Here is an 18,228-nt window from a genome sequence, read left to right as displayed (position 1 = left end):
CCCATGTGCCCCCAGGTATTCGATCGATCACATGAAAATTCGCAAAGCCGTATTCCCCGTCGCCGGCCTCGGCACCCGCGTCCTGCCTGCCACCAAGGCGATGCCGAAGGAAATGCTGACCATCGTCGACAAGCCCCTGATCCAGTACGTCTATGACGAGGCGAAGGAAGCCGGCATCGAGCACTTCATCTTCGTTACCGGCCGCAACAAGAATGTGATCGAGGATCATTTCGACCGCATGTTCGAGCTGGACACGACACTGGCAGTGCGCGGCAAGAAGACCGAGCAGGAGATTCTGGCGCAGAACCAGCCGGAAGCGGGCGCCGTCAGCTTCACCCGCCAGCAGGCGCCGCTCGGCCTCGGTCACGCCGTCTGGTGCGCGCGCGACATCGTCGGCAACGAGCCGTTCGCCGTCGTGCTGCCCGATGAGCTCGTGCTCAACACGCCCGGCTGCTTGAAGCAGATGATCGAGATGGCATCCTCGCTCGGCGAGAAATCCAATCTGATCGCGGTCGAGGCGGTTCCCGACCACCTGACCCATCAATACGGCATCTGCGGCGTCGGCAAGCGCAACGGCAAGATGTTCGAGGTCGACGGCATGGTGGAGAAGCCGGCCAAGGGCACGGCGCCCTCCAATCTCTCGATCACCGGCCGCTACATCCTCCAGCCGGAGATCTTCAAGATCCTGGAAACCCAGGAGCGCGGCGCCGGCGGCGAGATCCAGCTCACCGACGCGATGATCGGGCTTGCCAAGACGCAGAAATTCTACGGCGTCGAGTTCGAGGGCGAGCGCCACGATTGCGGCTCCAAGCCCGGCTTCCTCCGCGCCAACATCGCCTACGGCATGAAGCGTCCGGAATTGCGCGACGGGCTGATCGCCGAGATGAAGAAGTATCTGGGGCAATAGCTCACCCCCTCGTCATTGCGAGGAGCGAAGCGACGAAGCAATCCAGACGGCGTCTGTGGTAAAGACTCTGGATTGTTTCGCTTCGCTCGCAATGACGAGTAGTAAGCCTCAAGCCACCAGCGACAGCTTCGACAGGCTCGCGACCACCGACCGGTTGCGCCCAGCGGCTTTCGCGGCATAAAGCGCCTTGTCGGCGGCGGCGACCAGGATCGGCCAGTCCATGCCGGCGGCGGGCACGAGGCTGGCGATTCCGCAGGAGACCGTCGAGACCGCCTGATCGTCGGACCAGCCCTGCACCTTGAAGCGGATCTTCTCGGCGACCTTGAAGGCGTCGTCGGCCGAGGTGTTAGGCAGCAGCACGGCGAATTCCTCGCCGCCATAGCGCGCCGCGCAGTCGCCGGCGCGGCTCACCGAATCTGAGATGCAGATGGCGATGCCGACCAGCACCTGGTCGCCGGCCTGGTGGCCGAACGTGTCGTTGTAGGCCTTGAAATGATCGGCATCGATCATCAGGAGCGCGAGCGGTGCCTTCTGGCGCATCGCGCGCCGCCATTCGACGTCGATGACGGTATCGAACTTGCGGCGGTTCCTCAGGCCCGTGAGCGCATCCGTCGTCGCCATCTCCTCGAGCTTTCGCTCGGCGTCGGCGCGCCGGCCGATCTCGCGCGCGAGTACGAGCGTCGATCCCAGCACGAACAGCGCGAGCAACAGCACCACGGCGCCGATGCGGAACGCCTCCCTTTGCCAGAGTGCGAACACTGCGGTCAGGGGCTTGCCGGCGACCACGAACAGCGGTCCGCCGTCGCCGCTGCGGACATAGAGCCGCGGCGTCGGATCGACCGGGCCCTGTCCGGAATAGGAGGCACCGGCCTGGAGATTGTCGGCCTTCCAGCGCCAGCGGTCGTTCAGGTTCGTGCCGATGATGTCGAGATCGAACGGCCGCCGCATCATGATGGTGCGGTCGCGCTTGAGCACGGTGATGGTGTCTTCAGGATCGAGGTTCAGCCGCTCGAACAATTCGTGAAAATAGCTGAAGCGGATCGAGCCGACGACGATGCCGAGGAAGCCGCCATCGGTGTCGCTGATGCGCCGGCTCAGCACGATGGAATAGGCGCCGCGAAACAGCATCGGGCGGCTGATGAAGAGCCCGGCGCCGGGATTGTCGCGGTGGACCGTGAAATAGTCCTCCGCGCTCCGGTTCTCGGTGAGGGGATCGAGCGTGGAGGCGTCGATGATCAGCCGGCCCTCGGCGTCGAACACCTGGATGGCGCTGAAATGCCGGGCCGTCGTCGCGTGGTCGAACAGGATCAGGTGGCGGATCGGCTTGGAGACCGTGGCGAGCTCGGGCAGCAGCATGTTGCTGGCGACCGCCTTCAGCGACAGGTCGTAGATTTCGATGTTGCGGCTGACGTCGGACTCGATGGTGGTCGCGAGGTTCTCCAGCATCTGGCGGGCCAGGGCCTCCTCGCCCCGGCGCGCGTCCAGCATCACGTTGACGCACACGGCGGAGAAGCCGATCACCGTCACGACGGACGAGATGATCAGCAGCTTCGCCGAAATCCGCCACGGCCGGCGGGCGGTGACGTCGCGCCATCCAGACAGCATCGTTCGCTCCCGACACAAGTGGATGCGCCCGAAAACTTGCGTAGTGTTTAAGGCAGGACGGCGCTGCCGCAATGAGTTAAGAATCGGTATATGGGCCGAACGGTTTTAGGCAGACCGGGCGGGACTTCGGACGAGAGGGCGCTTGTGAACGACTACGACGCGTTGCGCGACTATCTGATGCGGCAGAAGCAGGAGGAATTCGTGCTGAGCTTCGAGCAGATCGAGGAGATCATCGGCGCGGCGCTGCCGCGCGCGGCGCATCGTGCCTCCTGGTGGGACAGCCTGCGCAGCCCCGACATCCAGATGCCGCAGCGCGAAGCCTGCCTCGCCGCCGGCTTCGTCGCGACGCGCATGCCGGACGGCCAGAGCGTGCGGTTCAGAAAGCAGAAGTCGCAGAAGCGGTGAATTCGCCCCGCATGATCCTGCGCTGGCTGAGGGGGATCTTTGGCGCAGCACTGATCGGATTGGGCGTGCTATTCGCGCTCGCCTTCGAAGCCCGCTACTGGCGTTGGCGCGACTGCTTCAACGAGCTCGGCCGCTGCTACGATCCGGTCTCGCAGGATGTATATCTGGAGCAGGCGGGCATGGTCTGGGGCGGGCTTGCGGCGATGTCGCTGCTGGCGGGGATTGGTTTGGTGGCGAGTTTGCGGCGCAAGCAGAGTTAGCTCGGTGCCTTTTGCCTACTTCCCTTGCGGGAGGAAGTGGCGCGAAGCGCCGGATTAGAGCTTGCGGGCGAGCGCGATGCGAATGACCATTTTTTCGGCGCCGCGGAGACGAGCTCGACCTGCATATGTTCTTGCATCGCCCAGCCGACGATCTTGCGGCTGAAGGGTCCCATGACCGCAAAAGCTGCGCGGAGTTGGACGTTGCGTATGAATCCTAAGACACGTCCTCTCCAGTTTGAAAGTATCTCTCTTCGAGGTTAGCAAGGGACATCTTCTCGCCATCGGCTTTCGGAGCATCAAAGGCGGCGATCTCTTTCTCGAACGCCGCTTGACGTGCCAGCTCTTCCTTTTTCTTCTGGTCCTCCTCCAATATGATGATTGTCGCGCCCTTGATGAGATTGAAGGCGGAGAGGCAGGTCTCCTCGTCCAGCTCATGGATGCCGCGGCTCATGATGGAATAGAGCTTGGTGTTGCGGACCAAAAAGTCGGGCAGGTGGCCCTTGAGCAACTGAATACGCTCAACCATCCGCATATTCCGAAAGTCGTCGTCCTTCCAGTTCTCAGCGGCCTTGTATTCATCAAAGCGGTCCTGGATCAGCTTCTCGAAGATCCGTCGCATATAGACGAAGGAGCCGATCCCAACCCCGTGGGCGGCGAGGCCGATCGCCTTATGGAATTCGGAAGAGTATTTCGAGCCGAGCAGCTTCGTGTACGTCTTACCCTGGTCCTGGGCGATATCGGCGAAGGAAGGATACTGGCCGATCTTCTGCAGCAGGCCAGAGACCATGCGGCAGTGGAAGGTTGCGATATGATGCTCCTCGTCCCGCACGCACTTGAACCAGAGCGTTCCAGAGAAGTGAGGTTTTTCGCTTGTATGGCCTAACGGGCCCGTATTCGTAGGATTGTAGGAGAACGTGCTTTCTCGTCCACACCATCTGCACCAACCGTCGACCCGGTGGCTCTTACGGAAAACATTCGTGGCCGTGCCGTAGTCAATTTCGACTTCGGTATAGAGAGGCGTATTGAAAAAGAAGTCCTGTGTGCTTGTAAATTGGATAGGCATCGCTCAATCCGGGGTGAATCTATCTGCAACAAGTAAGTCAGTAAGTTCTTAGTTTGTAATTTTAGTTTGTAGCACCCGGACAGGTTTTAACGAGTGTGTTTATATGCGCCTGCGTAAGCCATTGAATTTATCGCAGAAAATAGCGCGCCTTAAACTCCAATGAAGTTTGAAAACCGCCAAACGAATCAGCACTTTGTACTGCGACGAACTGTTTGTCTGTATGAGCATTGAAGGGAAATGAGCCCCCCGTTCGTAGGTGGCGGCTAGAATCCTTATGGGGTTTGGTTATGACATCCAATAAACTTCCTTCCGGGGGGAGGGCACAGGTGCGCCCTAAGATGGGGGACCTGGAGGCGATCATCGCGCAGTCTCACGCGGCTTCCGCGTTCGGCGCCAAGGGATTTTGGCTCATCCTGATCGGGATGTGCTTGAATTGGTCTAGGAGCGTCCTCTTCGGGACGTCTTCTCTCTTCGTCCTCTACTATTACGGGCCGCAAGCCGCATCGACGATTGGCGCGATCTTTAAGCGCCTCGGGTGATTGCCAACAGCTCCTTTTGCGTGCGCACAATCAATTGTCCTGCTCAAGCGAGTGCATCGCACAGGAAGGTCCGAAGTCGGAACGGTCATCTCAAGTATTTCCGACATAGGCCAGCCGGTGTTGGAAGGGAGCCGCGTAAGGACTAGACCTCTGTGTCCAGCAACGGGGACAAGGAGATGGCGCAAGGAGCAGCTTTGGCCGTTTGTCCTACCCGCCCATCGACTCGCCAAACCAAAAGGCCCCCTCGCGAAGCCTTTTGCGTCAGCAGCCTAAGTCGATGTAGCTGGCGTCCTGGACGATGTGGGCATTGGAAGCGAAGGAGTTCGGCGCATCCAGGTTCGCCTCCGCCTAGTTGAAGCCCATGCTGGCCACGCTGACAATCACCGCAGCAACCGCAATTAACAGTCTCCCACAAGAGGAGAAGGAGAGAGAACCGTCAGCTCGCCGCTTCCAGCCGCACTTCCGTCAGCAGGCGCATCGCCGCATCGGCGTCCATCGGCTCGCCGAAGGCGAAGCCTTGCGCGTATTCGCAGCCCATCTGGTAGAGCTCGACCGCATCGGAATCGGTTTCGGCCCCCTCCGCAACCACGTCCATGCCGAGATCGTGTGCGAGCGCGATGATCGACTTCAGGATTACCGGACGGGTGCCGCGGCTGGTGGTGCGCACGAAGGACTGGTCGATCTTGATGGTGTCGAACGGGAAACGCTGGAGATAGGCGAGCGACGAGTGACCGGTGCCGAAATCGTCGAGCGACAGGCCGGTGCCGAGCTCGCGGATCCGCGTCAGCATCTGCGCCGCGTGCTCCGGATTCTCCATCACCAGCGATTCCGTCAGCTCGAGCTTGAGCGTGCCGCGCGCCACCGAGGAGCGCGACAGCACGGTGCGGATGTCGTGGATCAGGTCGTGGCGCAGCAACTGCCGCGACGAGACGTTGACAGAGGCGAAGATGGGGTCGCGCGAGCGCATCGCGCGCTGCCACACCGAGAGCTGCTTTGCGGTCTGGTCGAGCACGAACATGCCGAGGTCGACGATCAGCCCGGTCTCTTCCGCGATGGTGATGAACTCCGACGGGGCCATGCGTCCGAGCTTGGGGTGATCCCACCGCGCCAGGGCCTCGAAGCCGGCGATCGAGCGATCCTCCAGCCGCACGATCGGCTGGTACAGGATGGTGATCTCCTGCCGCTCGATGGCGCGGCGCAATTCGCTCTCCAGCGTCAGCCGATCGGTCTTCCGCGCGCGCATGGCTGGCTTGTAGACGTCGATGCGGTCGCCGCCGATGCGCTTGGAGTGATACATCGCCAACTCGGCGTCCTTGATGATCTCGTCCGTGAGCTGGGTCTGCGGATCGGACAAAGCGAGGCCGATCGAGGCCGTGAGGAATATCTCCCGGTCGTTGAAGGCGATCGGCGCGCGGATGGTCTTGCGGATGGTTTCGGCGAAGGCGGTGATGCGCGCCGGGTCCTGCTCCGAGAGCAGGATCAGGCCGAACTGGTCGCCGGCCAGCCGCGCCAGCGTGTCCTGCGGCTTCAGGATGCGGGTGAGGCGGCGGGCCAGCGTCAGCAGAATGGAGTCGCCGACCGCGATGCCGACGGAATCGTTGACCTGCTTGAAGCGGTCGAGGTCGATCACCATCAGCGTCGGCCGCAGCGTCGGCATCGACTTGGCGAAGTTCGCGACGGCACCCAGCCGGTCCATGAACAGCTTGCGGTTTGGCAGGCCGGTCAGGTTGTCATGCACGGAATCGTGCAGCAGGCGCTCTTCGGCGTTGCGCTGCTCGGTGACGTCGGTGAGGGTACCGACCACGCGCGAGACCTCGCCATCGGAGCCGACCACCGGGCGCGCCTTCAGCGCGAACCACATGAAGTGACCGTCGGGCGTGCGCAGGCGGAAATCCTGCACCAGGCGGCCACGCCGTTGATCGAGCACGCTGTCGAGCGCGGCGCGGAATCGATCCTGGTCTAGCGGATGCAGCACCTCGAGCCAGGATGCGGCCGGGCCTTCCAGCGTGCCGCGCTTGAGGCCGAGCAAGGCTTCCGTCTCGGGGCTGGTGAAGACCTTGTCGGCGGACACGTCCCAGTCCCAGATCAGATCGCCGGAGCCGGCGAGCGCGAGCGCGCGCCGTTCGATGTCGGACACGATGCCGGTGGTGGCGCCGCCGCCGGCAAAGGCATGCTGCATCACCGTGAATCCGATCAGCATCACGATCAGCACGAGGCCGCCGAGCAACGCCGGGCCGACGATGTCGTTGGTGACGGAGCCGGCGACCGTCATGCCGGCCGCGACCACCCAGACCACCAGCAGGAACCAGGTCGGGATCAGGAGCACGGCGCGGTCGAAGCCGTGGGTGGAGAGATAGACGATCAGCGCAAAGCCGGCGAAGGCGATCAGCACCAGCGAGATGCGGGCGATGCCGGAGGCGACGGCGGGATCGAACAGCGCGAGCGCGACGAGGGATCCCAGAAACGCCAGCCAGCCCACCGTGATGTGCGAATAGCGCACGTGCCAGCGGCTGAGATTGAGATAGGCGAACAAGAACACCAACAGCGTAGCGGCAAGGATCGCCTCACCCGCCGCGCGCCAGATGCGCTCGGCGTTGTTCGACATGTCGAGCACCTTGCCCCAGAAGCCGAAATCGACGCCGATATAGACCAGCACCGCCCAGGCCAGCGCCGCCGCGGCCGGGAACATGATGCTGCCCTTGACCACGAACAGGATGGTGAGGACGAGCGCCAGGAGCCCGGAGATGCCGATCACGATGCCCTGGTAGAGCGTGAAGGAGTTGACCTTGTCCTTGTAGGCTTCCGGCTCCCACAGATAGAGCTGCGGCAGCTTGTCGGTGCGCAGCTCCGCAACGAAGGTGACAACCGCGCCCGGGTCGAGCGTGATGCGGAACACGTCTGCGGTGGCGCTTTCCTGGCGTTCCGGCCGGTCGCCGATCGAGGGCGTGATGGTCGCGATGCGCGACAGGCCGAGGTCGGGCCACAGCAGCCCCGAGGAGACGATGCGGTAATGCGGCGCGACGATCAGGCGGTCGAGCTGGTCGTCGGTGTTGTTGGCGAGCGCGAACACCACCCAGTTCTGGCCGCCTTCGCGGGCACGCACCTCGATGCGGCGGACGATGCCGTCGGTGCCGGGCGCGGTCGAGACCTGGATGCGGTCGGCATCGCTGCGCTGATGCTCGAGCACGCCGGTGAGGTCGATCGCAGGCGCGTCGCTGCGGACGCTGACGGCGTCGAGCGCGCGCGCGGGATACGCGGCGACGAGAATCATGAGGCCCAGCGCGATGGGCGCGAGGCACCTGATCAGACGCAAGGTCAGTTCTCCGCGTTCGACGCAAACTCTGAGTGCAAGGCGAATCTAAAAGGCGATTTCAGACCGGACGGAAGTGCTTCGGTGCGTGGCGATAGATGCCACGAAAGCGAGGAAAATCAAAGGGTTTCCGCCTTGTCCAGTCGGCCGCTGGCCTAGGCCTCCAACACAATTTTGCCAATATGTGCGCTCGTCTCCATGCGCCGGTGGGCATCCGCCGCCTTTTCCAGCGGGAAAGTGCTGTCCATCACGGGCTTGATGCGGCCTTCGCGCAAAAGCGGCATCACTTTCGCCTCGATCGCGGCCACCATCGCCGCCTTGTCCGCATTAGTACGGGGGCGCAGAGTCGAGCCGGTATGGGTCAGGCGCTTGACCATCACCTTGGCGATGTTGACGCTGACCTTGGGGCCGTTGAGGGTCGCGATCTGGACGATGCGGCCGTCGACCGCGGCGGCATCATAGTTGCGATCGACATACTCGCCGGCGACCATGTCGAGGATCAGGTTGACGCCAACGTTGTTGGTCTCCGCCTTGACCACGGCGACGAAATCCTCGGTCTTGTAATTGATGGCGCGATCGGCGCCCAGCTTGAGGCAGGCGTCGATCTTGTCCTGCGATCCCACGGTGACGAACACCTTGGCGCCGAAGGCTTTGGCGAGCTGAATCGCCATGGTGCCGATGCCGGAGGAGCCGCCATGGATCAGCAGCGTCTCGCCGGCCTTGAGGCCGCCGCGCTCGAACACGTTGTGCCAGACCGTCATCAGGGTTTCCGGCAGCGCGCCAGCCTCCTTGATCGACAATGCCGGCGGCACGCTCATCGCCTGGGTATCCTGGGCGATGCAGTACTGCGCATAGCCGCCGCCTGCGACCAGCGACATCACCTTGTCGCCGATCTTGTGCCGCTTGGCATTGCTGCCGACCGCGACCACTTCGCCCGCAATCTCGAGCCCCGGCAGGTCGCTGGCGCCGGGCGGCGGCGGATAGGCACCGGAGCGTTGTGCCACGTCGGGCCGGTTGACGCCCGCGGCCTCGACCTTGACCAAAATCTCGTCGGGACCGGGCTGCGGCACGGCGCGTTGTTCCGGCACCAGCACCTCCGGTCCACCGGGCTTGGAGATGGCGACCACGGTCATTTGCGCGGGCAGCTTGTCCATGATGTGTCCTTGGGCAAAGGTGCGGGATGAAGCGAGGCCCTTGCTTAGCCAGCGCCATCCAAGCTGGCAACCGCCTCAGCCATGGCCCAGCGCGAACGCAGGAGGAACGAGGATGCCGATCGAAGACGACGACCGCCCGCGCAGGAAGATCACGCACGAAATCGGTCAGGATCTCTCCCTGTTGTCGGTCGAGGAACTGACCGAGCGCGTGACCTTGCTCAAGACTGAGATCGCGAGGCTCGAGGAAGCCGCCACCAGAAAGCGCGCTTCGCGCGATGCGGCGAACAGTATTTTCAAGTCGTAGGACTTGACGCTGCGTCCAGGCACGATGATCCGGGGCGCGATGATAAAGCTCGGCCGCTGGCCGACATGGCTAACAAACTCTCAAAAAATTAGCTCGTTTACGGTCGATTAAGCTTTCGGGTTTATGACTGGAACTGTCCTCGTTTGGACACCGAGTGGCTCCTGTCCACTCTGTTTGACGCCTCCCTGTTATCAACTTTCAAAGCCGCCGGTCTCCGGCGGCTCTTTTTTTTGCCCAAAGCGATTTGGGGCGGGGCGGATACCGGTTCGCGTCACGAAGACGCGCCGGACGAAAGTCTCCGCCCGGTTGCATTCCGACGAATGACCCGTGGAAACCATATCCGCGCTTGTCGCTGGACTCCGCGTCTCGCCCGCGCAATGATTTGTTCATCATAAGCCGGCGCCAAAGCCGGACAGTCAAACAGTTGCGTAAGAGGCGTTAACCATGGAACGTTTGCAGGCCGACGGCGCTCTCGTTCAACTCAGCGAGCGGTTCACCAACTCTGCGGCTTTCGGCAACCTGTTCCGTGAGGGCATGGACCTCGTCGAGGAAACCGCTGCCTATCTCGATGGCGCCGGACGGGTCGAGGCCAAGGCGCTCGACCGCGCCGTCAGCCTCACCTATGCGACCGAGAGCATGCGTCTCACCACCCGCCTGATGCAGCTCGCCTCGTGGCTGCTGCTGCACCGCGCGGTGAAGGAAGGCGAGATGACGCTGAGCCAGGCCAACCGCGAGAAGACCAAGGTCAAGCTCACCGCCGCCGATCCCGGTCCCGCCGACACCGTCGAGAAGCTCCCCGCGCAGCTCCAGGACCTGATTCATCGCTCGATGAGCCTGCAGACCCGCGTGCGCCGCCTCGACAGCACGATCCATACCCCGCCGGCTGAGCACGCCGCGATCGGCAACCCGCTGGTGCCGCACCTCAACGCGCTGAAGGCGGCGTTCGAGCGGTAAGTCACAGGTGCCGTAGGGTGGGGCAAAGGCACGCAGCGCCGTGCCCACCATCAGTCCTTCGACATCGTGACAAGAAGTGGTGGGCACGCTTCGCTTTGCCCGCCCTACAGATCTCCCCGCAAAACAAAAACGCCCCCGGCTTGCGGGGGCGTTTTCGTCTCCAGCCTTGCGGCCGGGGCTCAATCCTTTTTGAGGAAGCCCGAAAACTTCTTCTGGAAGCGCGAGACGCGGCCGCCACGGTCCATGATCTGCGCGGAGCCGCCGGTCCAGGCCGGGTGCGACTTCGGGTCGATGTCGAGGTTCAGCGTGTCGCCTTCCTTGCCCCAGGTCGAGCGGGTCAGGTACTCGGTTCCGTCGGTCATGACGACCTTAATCGTATGATAATCCGGATGAATTTCGGCTTTCATGGCAATTCCTCGGCGCTCCGGCGCCTTCTTGGGTGGCTAGCTAATGACGGATTTGGGCGGCTCTATACCTCACGAAACCTTGCAAAACAAGCCATGCCGGGCTGGCGAGCCGGGTTTGCCCCTAAGGGACATCCCGGATTTGCCACTACCCTTGCACCGGCCTATTGGGAGCGAAAGCATGCAATGGGTCGGATCTCATGAGCGCAGTGGAACGGCTGGATGACCAGATTGTCGATCGGCCTCAAATGAACGCCGCAGACACGCCGTCGATCGAGGCCGAGCTGATCGAAGAGCCCGCCAAGGGCCGCGCCAAGCTGCGGCCGCTGCTCGCGCTCGCGCCCTATGTGGCCCGCTATCGCGGCCGGGCGGCGCTGGCCTTCGTCGCGCTGACGATCGCCGCACTGACGACGCTGCTGGTGCCGATCGCGGTGCGCAGGATGATCGATTTCGGCCTGACGCCTGAGGGCATCGAGCTGATCAACAGCTATTTCTCGGTGATGCTCGCGGTGGTGGGTGTGCTCGCGCTCGCCAGCGCGGCGCGCTACTATCTCGTGATGACGATCGGCGAACGCATCGTCGCCGACCTCAGGCGCGACGTCTTCGCCCATCTGCTCTCGCTCTCGCCCGCTTTCTTCGATTCCGCCCGCAGCGGCGAGCTGATCTCGCGGCTCACCGCCGACACCACCCAGCTCAAATCGGCCGTCGGCGCCTCCGTCTCGATCGCGCTGCGCAACCTGATGATGTTCCTGGGCGCCGCGACGATGATGGTGATCACGAGCCCGAAGCTGTCGGGCTTCGTGCTGCTGGCCATTCCCTTGATCGTGCTGCCGTTGGTGGCCTTCGGGCGCTGGGTGCGGCGGCTGTCGCGCAATGCGCAGGATACGCTCGCCGAAGCCTCCGCCTATGCCGGCGAGCTGGTCGGCGCGATCCGCACCGTGCAGGCCTATACCAGCGAGCAGTTCGCCGAGAAGCGTTTCGGCGGCGAGGTCGAGCAGGCCTATGAGGCCGCGCGAACCTCGACCCAGGCCCGCGCCGTGCTCACGGCCATCATCATCTTCATCGTGTTCGCGAGCGTGGTCGCCATCCTCTGGATCGGCTCGCACGACGTGCTGAGCGGCGCCATCACGCCGGGCCGGCTCGGTCAGTTCGTGCTTTATGCCGTGTTCGCCGCGGCGGGTCTCGGCCAGCTCAGCGAGGTCTGGGGCGAGGTCTCGGCGGCATCAGGCGCGGCCGAGCGCCTGTTCGAGATCCTGCATGTGAGGCCCGAGATCAACGCGCCCGCATCGCCGCGGGCGCTGCCGGTGCCGGCGCGCGGCGAGGTCGGCTTCGATCAGGTCAGCTTCGCCTATCCGGCGCGGTCCGACGTCAAGGTGCTCGATGCCGTGTCGTTCACCGTGCGCCCCGGCGAGAAGGTCGCGATCGTCGGTCCCTCCGGCGCCGGCAAGAGCACGATCTTTCATCTTCTGCTGCGCTTCTACGATCCGCGCAGCGGGACGATCTCGCTCGACGGCGTGCCGGTCAAATCCGCCGATCCGCGCGATTTCCGCGCCCGCATCGCGCTGGTGCCGCAGGACTCGGTGGTGTTCGCCGCGACCGCCCGCGAGAACATCCGCTTCGGCCGGCCCGATGCGACCGATGCCGAGGTCGAGCGCGCCGCCGAGCTCGCGCATGCCGCCGAGTTCATCCGCCGCCTGCCGGAAGGTTTCGAGACGGCGCTCGGCGAGCGCGGCGTGACGCTTTCCGGCGGCCAGCGCCAGCGCATCGCGATCGCGCGCGCCATCCTGCGCGATGCGCCGCTGCTGCTGCTGGACGAGGCCACCTCCGCGCTCGACGCCGAAAGCGAGACGCTGGTGCAGACCGCGCTGGAAGAGCTGATGCGTCACCGCACCACGCTCGTGATCGCGCATCGCCTCGCAACCGTGCTCTCCTGCGACCGCATCCTGGTGATGGACCAGGGCAGGATCGTCGAGCAGGGCACGCATGCCGAGCTCGTCGCGGCGAACGGACTCTATGCGAGGCTCGCGCGGTTGCAGTTCGAGCGGGCGTGAGAGCGGGTCAACGCTGGAGCGAACGCCTACGGCTTCCATTCCAACTTCAGCACCGGCCGGCCGGAGGTGGGGTTCACGTCGTCGCCGGCATGGGCAAAGCCGTTGCGCTCGTAGAAGCGGATGGCGCGGGCATTGTCCCTGTTGACGAGCAGCGTGACGCCGGATGGCGACAGGCGCTTGGCCTCCTCCACCAGCAACCTTGCTGCGTCCGAGCCCCAATGGGCGGGATCGACGACGAGCTGGTCGAGATAGCCGTCGCCATCGATCGTGACGAAGCCGGTGAGGGCGCCGTTCTGTTCGGCGACCACGATGGACGCCTTCGGCACCAGATCCTTGCGCCAGCGCTCGCGCCACCACGCAAGACGCGCCGCGAAGTCGATCTGCGGATAGGCCTGCTGCCAGGTGCGATGCCAGAGCTCGATCGCAGCGGCCTCGTCCTCGGGGTGGTAGGGGCGAAGGTGGAGCGCGCTCACTACCGCTCCGTCAGCTTCAGCTCGATGCGGCGGTTGCGCTTGTAGGCTTCCTCCGTGTTGCCGGGATCGAGCGGCTGGAATTCGCCGAAGCCGGCCGCGACAAGGCGCTGGGCGGGCACGCCGAGCGAGATCAGATACTGCACGACCGAGATCGAACGCGCTGCCGACAGGTCCCAGTTGGACTTGAAGTTCGCGCCACTCACCGGACGCACGTCGGTATGGCCGTCGACGCGCAGCACCCAGGGGATCTCGCTCGGGATCTTCTTGTCGAGCTCGATCAGCGCGGTCGCCAGCGTGTCGAGCTCGGCGCGGCCCTCGGGCAGCAGCGTCGCCTGGCCGGTGTCGAAGAACACTTCGGACTGGAACACGAAGCGGTCGCCGACGATGCGGATGTCGGGCCGGTTGCCGAGAATCGCGCGCAGGCGGCCGAAGAATTCGGAGCGGTAGCGCGACAATTCCTGCACGCGCTGCGCCAGCGCGACGTTCAGGCGAGAGCCCAGATCGGCAATCCGATTTTGCGATTCCTTGTCGCGCTTCTCGCTGGCATCCAGCGCCTCTTCCAGCGCCGCCAATTGCCGGCGCAGCGCGCTGATCTGCTGGTTCAGCACCTCGATCTGCGCCAGGGCGCGCGCCGAGACCGCCTTCTCCGAGTCCAGCGCCTTGCCGAGCTCGGCCGTCTTGCCCTGCGCGTCGTTGCCGGCGGCGGCCAAGCCGTCATAGAGGCCCTTGATGCGGTCGCGCTCGGACTCCGCCGAGGCGAGGCCCGCCTTCAATTGCGAGACCTGGTCGTCGAGGGTGAGCTTGCCGAGCTTTTCCAGCGACAGGAGCTCGTTGAGCTGCGCGATCTTGGCGTTGAGCTGCTCCAGCGCCTTGTCCTTGCCGGTCACCTCCTGGGACAGGAAGAACTGCACCACGAGGAACACCGAGAGCAGGAACACGATCGACAGCACCAGCGTCGACAGCGCGTCGACGAAGCCGGGCCAGTAGTTGAGGCCGCCTTCGTTGCGGCGGGCGCGGGCAAGAGCCATTTACGTCTCCGTTTTCTCGTGTCCCGGACGCGCCGCAGCGTGCAACGCTGCCGCGCAGAGCCGGGACGCATTCCTCGTCCCTGCGACCTGCCTCGGCGCGGCGACCGCTGCGCTACGCCGCGTCGAGCAGGCGAAGCGCCTAGCTCTTTTCCGGCTGACGGGCGATTCGCTCCAGCAGGCGCCGGATCTCGCGGTTCTGCTCGCCCTGGCCGTCGGCCCATTCGCGAATCATCTGCTGCTCGGTGCGCATGTGCGAGACCAGCGCCTGGATGGCTTCGGCAAGGCTCGCCATCGCCGCGGTGGTGCCGCGGCTGCCGCTGCCTTCCTCCAGCACGGAGCGCAGCCGCTCGAAGGCGGCCTGCAGCTCGCCGCTGGCGACGCCGCCGCCTGTCGCAACGGGCGCTTCGCCGCTGCCATATTCGCGCACGGTGGTGGCGAGCCAGTCTTCGAGATCGGTGTAGAAGCGGTTCTGCGCCTGGCTCGATTGCAGGTCCAGGAAGCCGAGGACCAGCGAGCCGGCAAGGCCGAACAGCGAGCTGGAGAACGAGATGCCCATGCCGCCGAGCGGGGCTGCGAGGCCTTCCTTCAGCGTGTCGAACAGCGCGCCGGAATCGCTCCCGACCTTGAGCCCGTCGATCACCTTGCCGACCGAGCCGACCGTCTCGATCAGGCCCCAGAAGGTGCCGAGCAGGCCGAGGAAGACCAGGAGGCCGGTCATGTAGCGGGAGATGTCGCGGGCTTCGTCGAGGCGGGTCGCGATCGAATCGAGCAGGTGCCGCATGGTGGTCTGGGTGATGGTCATGCGGCCGGAGCGCTCGCCGCCGAGGATCGCGGCCATCGGGGCCAACAGCTTGGGGTGGCGGGCCGGTGCCAGTCCGGGATCGGCGATGCGGAAATTGTTGACCCAGGAAACTTCGGGATAGAGCCGGATGACCTGGCGGAAGGCCAGCACGATGCCGATGAACAGCACCGCCCCGATCAGGGCGTTGAGCCCGGGATTGGCGAAGAAGGCCTGGATGATCTGCTTGTAGAGCACCACGCCGACCAGCGTGCACAGCACCAGGAAGACCAGCATCCGCACCAGGAAAACGCTGGGCGAGGACAGCTTGGTGTACTCGATATCCATGGTGGAGCGGGAAGTGCCAGGCGGCATGGGCGGTATCATCCGTTACGTAAGCTTTGCTTGCGGTGCGCACTATGGCACAGCGCCCGCCCAAAAAAAGCGCCGGATGAGCCGATTTCGGGGACAGCTTGGGGAACCCGGACCGGAAGCGGGGCTTTGATAAGCAAGTATCTGCAGAAGCTCGCCATTCGGGGGGCGCATGAGCGTCGTTTCCGCGATCATCGGGACTGCCGAACGCGTGCCGCTGCCGGACGTCGTGATCCGTGCTGCGATCCAGCGACTGTGCTCCCGCACGGCGACGCGCCTGTCTGCGCGGGGCGCCGGCGACGATGCTGCCTTTGCCGGGCGGATGATGCTGCGCCCGATCGCAGAGGGCTCGGGGGCCGGGCTTCGCGAGGTGCCTGCGTCCTTCTTCGCCGAAGTGCTCGGCCCCAACCGCAAATTCTCCTCCTGCTTCTACAAGACCGACGCGACCACCTTGCAGGAGGCGGAGGAGGAGGCGCTGCGCCAGACCGTCGAGCACGCGGGTCTTGCCGATGGCCAGACGATTCTCGAGCTCGGCTGCGGCTGGGGCTCGCTGTCGCTCCGGATGGCCCGGCAGTTTCCGCACGCGAAGGTGACGGCGGTCTCGGCCTCGCAGGCGCAACGCGCCCATGTCGAGGGCGAGGCGCAGCGGCGCGGGCTCCTCAACCTGCGCGTCGTCACTGCCGACATGAACGTGTTCGCGCCCGAGGGCCAGTTCGACCGCATCGTCTCGGTCGAGACGTTCGAGCACATGATGAACTGGCGCAAGCTGATGACGCACCTGCGCGCATGGCTGGCACCCGAGGGGCGGCTGTTCATACACTTGGTCTCCCATCGCTCCGGCTCGCATCTGTTCGACCGGACCGATCGCGAGGACTGGATTGCGCAGTACGTCTTCACGGGCGGTTTGATGCCGAGTCACCACCTCGTCAGGCAATTCGACGACATCTTCGCCATCGAGAAGGAATGGTGCTGGAGCGGCACGCACTACCAGCACACCGCGAACGACTGGCTCGCCAATTTCGACACGCATCGCGACGCCATCGAGGCCGCCCTGCGCAGGGTCTATGGTGAGGAGACCGCACTCTGGATGCGTCGCTGGCGCTGGTTCTTCCTCGCGACATCAGGCCTGTTCGGTTACGCCGATGGAACCGAATGGGGTGTCAGCCACTATCGGATGAAGGCCGCCGAGTGATTGCGAGGTTCCGTCACAGCACGCGGCGATGGAACGAGACTCACAATCAGGTGAATCTCTGAAACCTGAATTGAATCAATGAGATATGGCGTGTGACAATGAGCCGCCCGCAACATGCGTTGCGTCGCAGCAAGTCCCTTCTATTTTAGTGCCGTCGGCCGCGCGAAGAATGGTCTAGAATAGGCCCGGGCGGAACGCGATCAGTATCAACAACATCGGGGCACCACACTTCATGTCAGGACTTCGCGCGCGATCGGCATGCGTTGCATTGATGCTCGCGGCCCTTGCGCCGCTGCTTGGTGCTTGCGACGAATCCAGCTCCGCGGTGTCCGCGGCCCAACCGGCCGTCCCTGACGTGAGCGTCGTCGTCGTCAAGCCGCAGCCACGCGCCGTCGTGCGCGAGCTGCCGGGCCGTATCGCACCGACGCGCGTCTCCGACGTGCGGCCGCGCGTCTCCGGCATCGTGGTCGCGCGTCTGTTTCGCCAGGGCAGCGAGGTGAAGGCGGGCGATCCGCTCTACCGCATCGATCCGCGTCCGTTCGAGGTCGAGGTGATGGCCAACGAGGCCGCGCTTGCCAAGGCCGAAGCGGCCTTGATGCAGGCCAGGCAGCAGGCGCATCGCATCGCCACCCTCACCAAGGATCGCGCTGCCCCGGAAGCCGAGAACGAGAAGGCGATCGCGGCCGAACGCCAGGCCCATGCCGAAGTCGAGGGCCGCAAGGCCGAGCTCGCTCGCGCAAAGCTCAACCTCGACTACGCTACGGTGCGTGCGCCGATCGACGGCGTGGTTGGTGCGGCGCTGGTCAGCGAGGGCGCGCTCGCCGTGCAGAACGAGACCAATCTCGCCACCATCCAGCAGCTCGATCCGATCTATGCCGACTTCACCCAGTCGGTGAACGAGCTCAACCAGCTCCGCCGTTCCTTCGAGACCGGCGACCTCGAGCGCATCGCCTCGGATACCGCCAAGGTACGTCTGGTGCTCGACGACAACACCATCTATTCGCTCGAAGGCAGGCTGCTGTTCTCCGACGCCAAGGTCGACGCCCACACCGGGCAGGTGACGTTGCGCGGCGAGTTCCCCAATCCCAGGCGCGAACTGCTGCCCGGCATGTATGTCCGGGTCCGCATCGACCAGGGTCTCGATTCCGACGCGATCGCGGTGCCGCAGCAGGCGGTCCAGCGCAATGGCGGTGGCGGCAGCGAGGTGTTCGTCGTCAAGGACGACAACCACATCGCCGTGCAGCCGGTGCGCACCGGGTCGGTGCAGGACGGGCTCTGGTTCGTCACCGAAGGCCTGAAGGCTGGCGACAAGGTCGTGGTCGAAGGGTTCCAGAAGTTCGCGGCCGGCGACAAGGTCAAGCCGCAATCCTGGTCGGAAGCGGATGCCACCGCGGATAACCGGCACGCCCAGCAGCTCACGCGGTAACGC

16 protein-coding genes are annotated in these 18,228 nt (G+C 64.4%); 8 read left to right on the top strand and 8 right to left on the bottom strand.

Going from position 1 to position 18,228, the window contains the following annotated elements; translation table 11 throughout:
* The first annotated feature begins 31 nt into the window (after positions 1-31).
* On the top strand, positions 32-907 hold the full coding sequence (locus tag AX729_RS17370; RefSeq protein WP_061025145.1) for a UTP--glucose-1-phosphate uridylyltransferase: 876 nt from the start codon (positions 32-34) through the stop codon (positions 905-907).
* Positions 908-1,015: 108 nt separating this feature from the next.
* On the opposite strand, the gene AX729_RS17365 is transcribed toward AX729_RS17370, so the two are convergent.
* Complete coding sequence (locus tag AX729_RS17365; RefSeq protein WP_061025143.1) at positions 1,016-2,512, bottom strand: sensor domain-containing diguanylate cyclase; 1,497 nt, start codon at positions 2,510-2,512, stop codon at positions 1,016-1,018.
* Positions 2,513-2,656: 144 nt separating this feature from the next.
* Between AX729_RS17365 and AX729_RS17360 the strand changes: the two genes are divergently transcribed.
* Entirely contained in the window at positions 2,657-2,917 is a 261-nt protein-coding gene (locus AX729_RS17360; RefSeq protein ID WP_061025142.1) for a DUF7662 domain-containing protein, read from the top strand.
* Between the two features lie 11 nt (positions 2,918-2,928).
* Positions 2,929-3,177, top strand: a complete 249-nt coding sequence (locus tag AX729_RS17355; protein WP_061025139.1) for a hypothetical protein — start codon at positions 2,929-2,931, stop codon at positions 3,175-3,177.
* A gap of 214 nt (positions 3,178-3,391) precedes the next feature.
* Here AX729_RS17355 and AX729_RS17350 read toward each other — a convergent pair whose 3' ends face one another.
* The 3 genes from AX729_RS17350 to AX729_RS17335 all read right to left on the bottom strand — a co-directional run bounded on the left by AX729_RS17350 (position 3,392) and on the right by AX729_RS17335 (position 9,243).
* Positions 3,392-4,240: a hypothetical protein gene (locus tag AX729_RS17350; RefSeq protein ID WP_061025138.1), complete on the bottom strand. Its 849-nt coding sequence runs from the start codon at positions 4,238-4,240 to the stop codon at positions 3,392-3,394.
* A gap of 975 nt (positions 4,241-5,215) precedes the next feature.
* Positions 5,216-8,092 carry an EAL domain-containing protein gene (locus tag AX729_RS17340; protein WP_061025133.1) on the bottom strand — a complete coding sequence of 959 codons (2,877 nt, stop codon included), beginning with the start codon at positions 8,090-8,092 and terminating at the stop codon, positions 5,216-5,218.
* Positions 8,093-8,244: 152 nt separating this feature from the next.
* Positions 8,245-9,243 carry an NAD(P)H-quinone oxidoreductase gene (locus AX729_RS17335; protein WP_061025131.1) on the bottom strand — a complete coding sequence of 333 codons (999 nt, stop codon included), beginning with the start codon at positions 9,241-9,243 and terminating at the stop codon, positions 8,245-8,247.
* A gap of 112 nt (positions 9,244-9,355) precedes the next feature.
* On the opposite strand from AX729_RS17335, the gene AX729_RS17330 reads away from it, so the two are divergent.
* Both AX729_RS17330 and rcdA read left to right on the top strand, forming a co-directional pair.
* A complete protein-coding gene (locus tag AX729_RS17330) occupies positions 9,356-9,547 on the top strand; it encodes a DUF1192 domain-containing protein (protein WP_061025130.1) in 192 nt (63 codons plus the stop codon).
* Positions 9,548-9,991: 444 nt separating this feature from the next.
* Positions 9,992-10,501 carry a protease adaptor protein RcdA gene (gene rcdA / locus AX729_RS17325; RefSeq protein WP_061025128.1) on the top strand — a complete coding sequence of 170 codons (510 nt, stop codon included), beginning with the start codon at positions 9,992-9,994 and terminating at the stop codon, positions 10,499-10,501.
* A 179-nt stretch (positions 10,502-10,680) separates the two neighbouring features.
* Here rcdA and rpmE read toward each other — a convergent pair whose 3' ends face one another.
* Positions 10,681-10,908: a 50S ribosomal protein L31 gene (gene rpmE, locus AX729_RS17320; RefSeq protein WP_024337552.1), complete on the bottom strand. Its 228-nt coding sequence runs from the start codon at positions 10,906-10,908 to the stop codon at positions 10,681-10,683.
* A gap of 197 nt (positions 10,909-11,105) precedes the next feature.
* Here rpmE and AX729_RS17315 point away from each other — a divergent pair, with 197 nt between their 5' ends.
* Positions 11,106-12,956 (top strand): ABC transporter ATP-binding protein/permease, encoded by a 1,851-nt coding sequence (locus AX729_RS17315; RefSeq protein ID WP_061025126.1) that lies wholly within the window; start codon positions 11,106-11,108, stop codon positions 12,954-12,956.
* A gap of 26 nt (positions 12,957-12,982) precedes the next feature.
* Here AX729_RS17315 and AX729_RS17310 read toward each other — a convergent pair whose 3' ends face one another.
* The 3 genes from AX729_RS17310 to AX729_RS17300 form a co-directional block, all read right to left on the bottom strand.
* On the bottom strand, positions 12,983-13,429 hold the full coding sequence (locus AX729_RS17310; protein WP_061025124.1) for a GNAT family N-acetyltransferase: 447 nt from the start codon (positions 13,427-13,429) through the stop codon (positions 12,983-12,985).
* On the bottom strand, positions 13,429-14,457 hold the full coding sequence (locus tag AX729_RS17305) for a peptidoglycan -binding protein (RefSeq protein ID WP_061025122.1): 1,029 nt from the start codon (positions 14,455-14,457) through the stop codon (positions 13,429-13,431). The genes AX729_RS17310 and AX729_RS17305 overlap by 1 nt, the downstream gene beginning before the upstream one ends.
* Before the next feature lie 139 nt (positions 14,458-14,596).
* Positions 14,597-15,610: a hypothetical protein gene (locus AX729_RS17300; RefSeq protein WP_061025120.1), complete on the bottom strand. Its 1,014-nt coding sequence runs from the start codon at positions 15,608-15,610 to the stop codon at positions 14,597-14,599.
* A 169-nt stretch (positions 15,611-15,779) separates the two neighbouring features.
* On the opposite strand from AX729_RS17300, the gene AX729_RS17295 reads away from it, so the two are divergent.
* Positions 15,780-16,799 carry an SAM-dependent methyltransferase gene (locus AX729_RS17295; protein ID WP_061025118.1) on the top strand — a complete coding sequence of 340 codons (1,020 nt, stop codon included), beginning with the start codon at positions 15,780-15,782 and terminating at the stop codon, positions 16,797-16,799.
* 232 nt (positions 16,800-17,031) lie between these two features.
* Complete coding sequence (locus AX729_RS17290; protein WP_156457014.1) at positions 17,032-18,225, top strand: efflux RND transporter periplasmic adaptor subunit; 1,194 nt, start codon at positions 17,032-17,034, stop codon at positions 18,223-18,225.
* Positions 18,226-18,228 lie beyond the last annotated feature (3 nt).

Origin of the sequence: Bradyrhizobium sp. CCH5-F6 (assembly GCF_001556045.1) — a bacterium.
In the GTDB taxonomy this organism is placed as follows: domain Bacteria; phylum Pseudomonadota; class Alphaproteobacteria; order Rhizobiales; family Xanthobacteraceae; genus Bradyrhizobium.
Note: the sequence above shows the minus strand (reverse complement) of the source record. Positions and strands in the feature narration are given on the sequence as shown.

Bases quoted from the DNA above. Each gene is read 5' to 3' on its own strand.
- AX729_RS17290 (WP_156457014.1), top strand. From the start codon at position 17,032: ATGTCAGGACTTCGCGCGCGATCGGCATGCGTTGCATTGATGCTCGCG.
- AX729_RS17315 (WP_061025126.1), top strand. From the start codon at position 11,106: ATGAGCGCAGTGGAACGGCTGGATGACCAGATTGTCGATCGGCCTCAA.
- AX729_RS17330 (WP_061025130.1), top strand. From the start codon at position 9,356: ATGCCGATCGAAGACGACGACCGCCCGCGCAGGAAGATCACGCACGAA.
- rcdA (WP_061025128.1), top strand. From the start codon at position 9,992: ATGGAACGTTTGCAGGCCGACGGCGCTCTCGTTCAACTCAGCGAGCGG.
- AX729_RS17365 (WP_061025143.1), bottom strand. From the start codon at position 2,512: ATGCTGTCTGGATGGCGCGACGTCACCGCCCGCCGGCCGTGGCGGATT.
- AX729_RS17305 (WP_061025122.1), bottom strand. From the start codon at position 14,457: ATGGCTCTTGCCCGCGCCCGCCGCAACGAAGGCGGCCTCAACTACTGG.
- AX729_RS17350 (WP_061025138.1), bottom strand. From the start codon at position 4,240: ATGCCTATCCAATTTACAAGCACACAGGACTTCTTTTTCAATACGCCT.
- rpmE (WP_024337552.1), bottom strand. From the start codon at position 10,908: ATGAAAGCCGAAATTCATCCGGATTATCATACGATTAAGGTCGTCATG.
- AX729_RS17295 (WP_061025118.1), top strand. From the start codon at position 15,780: ATGAGCGTCGTTTCCGCGATCATCGGGACTGCCGAACGCGTGCCGCTG.
- AX729_RS17355 (WP_061025139.1), top strand. From the start codon at position 2,929: ATGATCCTGCGCTGGCTGAGGGGGATCTTTGGCGCAGCACTGATCGGA.
- AX729_RS17335 (WP_061025131.1), bottom strand. From the start codon at position 9,243: ATGGACAAGCTGCCCGCGCAAATGACCGTGGTCGCCATCTCCAAGCCC.
- AX729_RS17370 (WP_061025145.1), top strand. From the start codon at position 32: ATGAAAATTCGCAAAGCCGTATTCCCCGTCGCCGGCCTCGGCACCCGC.
- AX729_RS17300 (WP_061025120.1), bottom strand. From the start codon at position 15,610: ATGCCGCCTGGCACTTCCCGCTCCACCATGGATATCGAGTACACCAAG.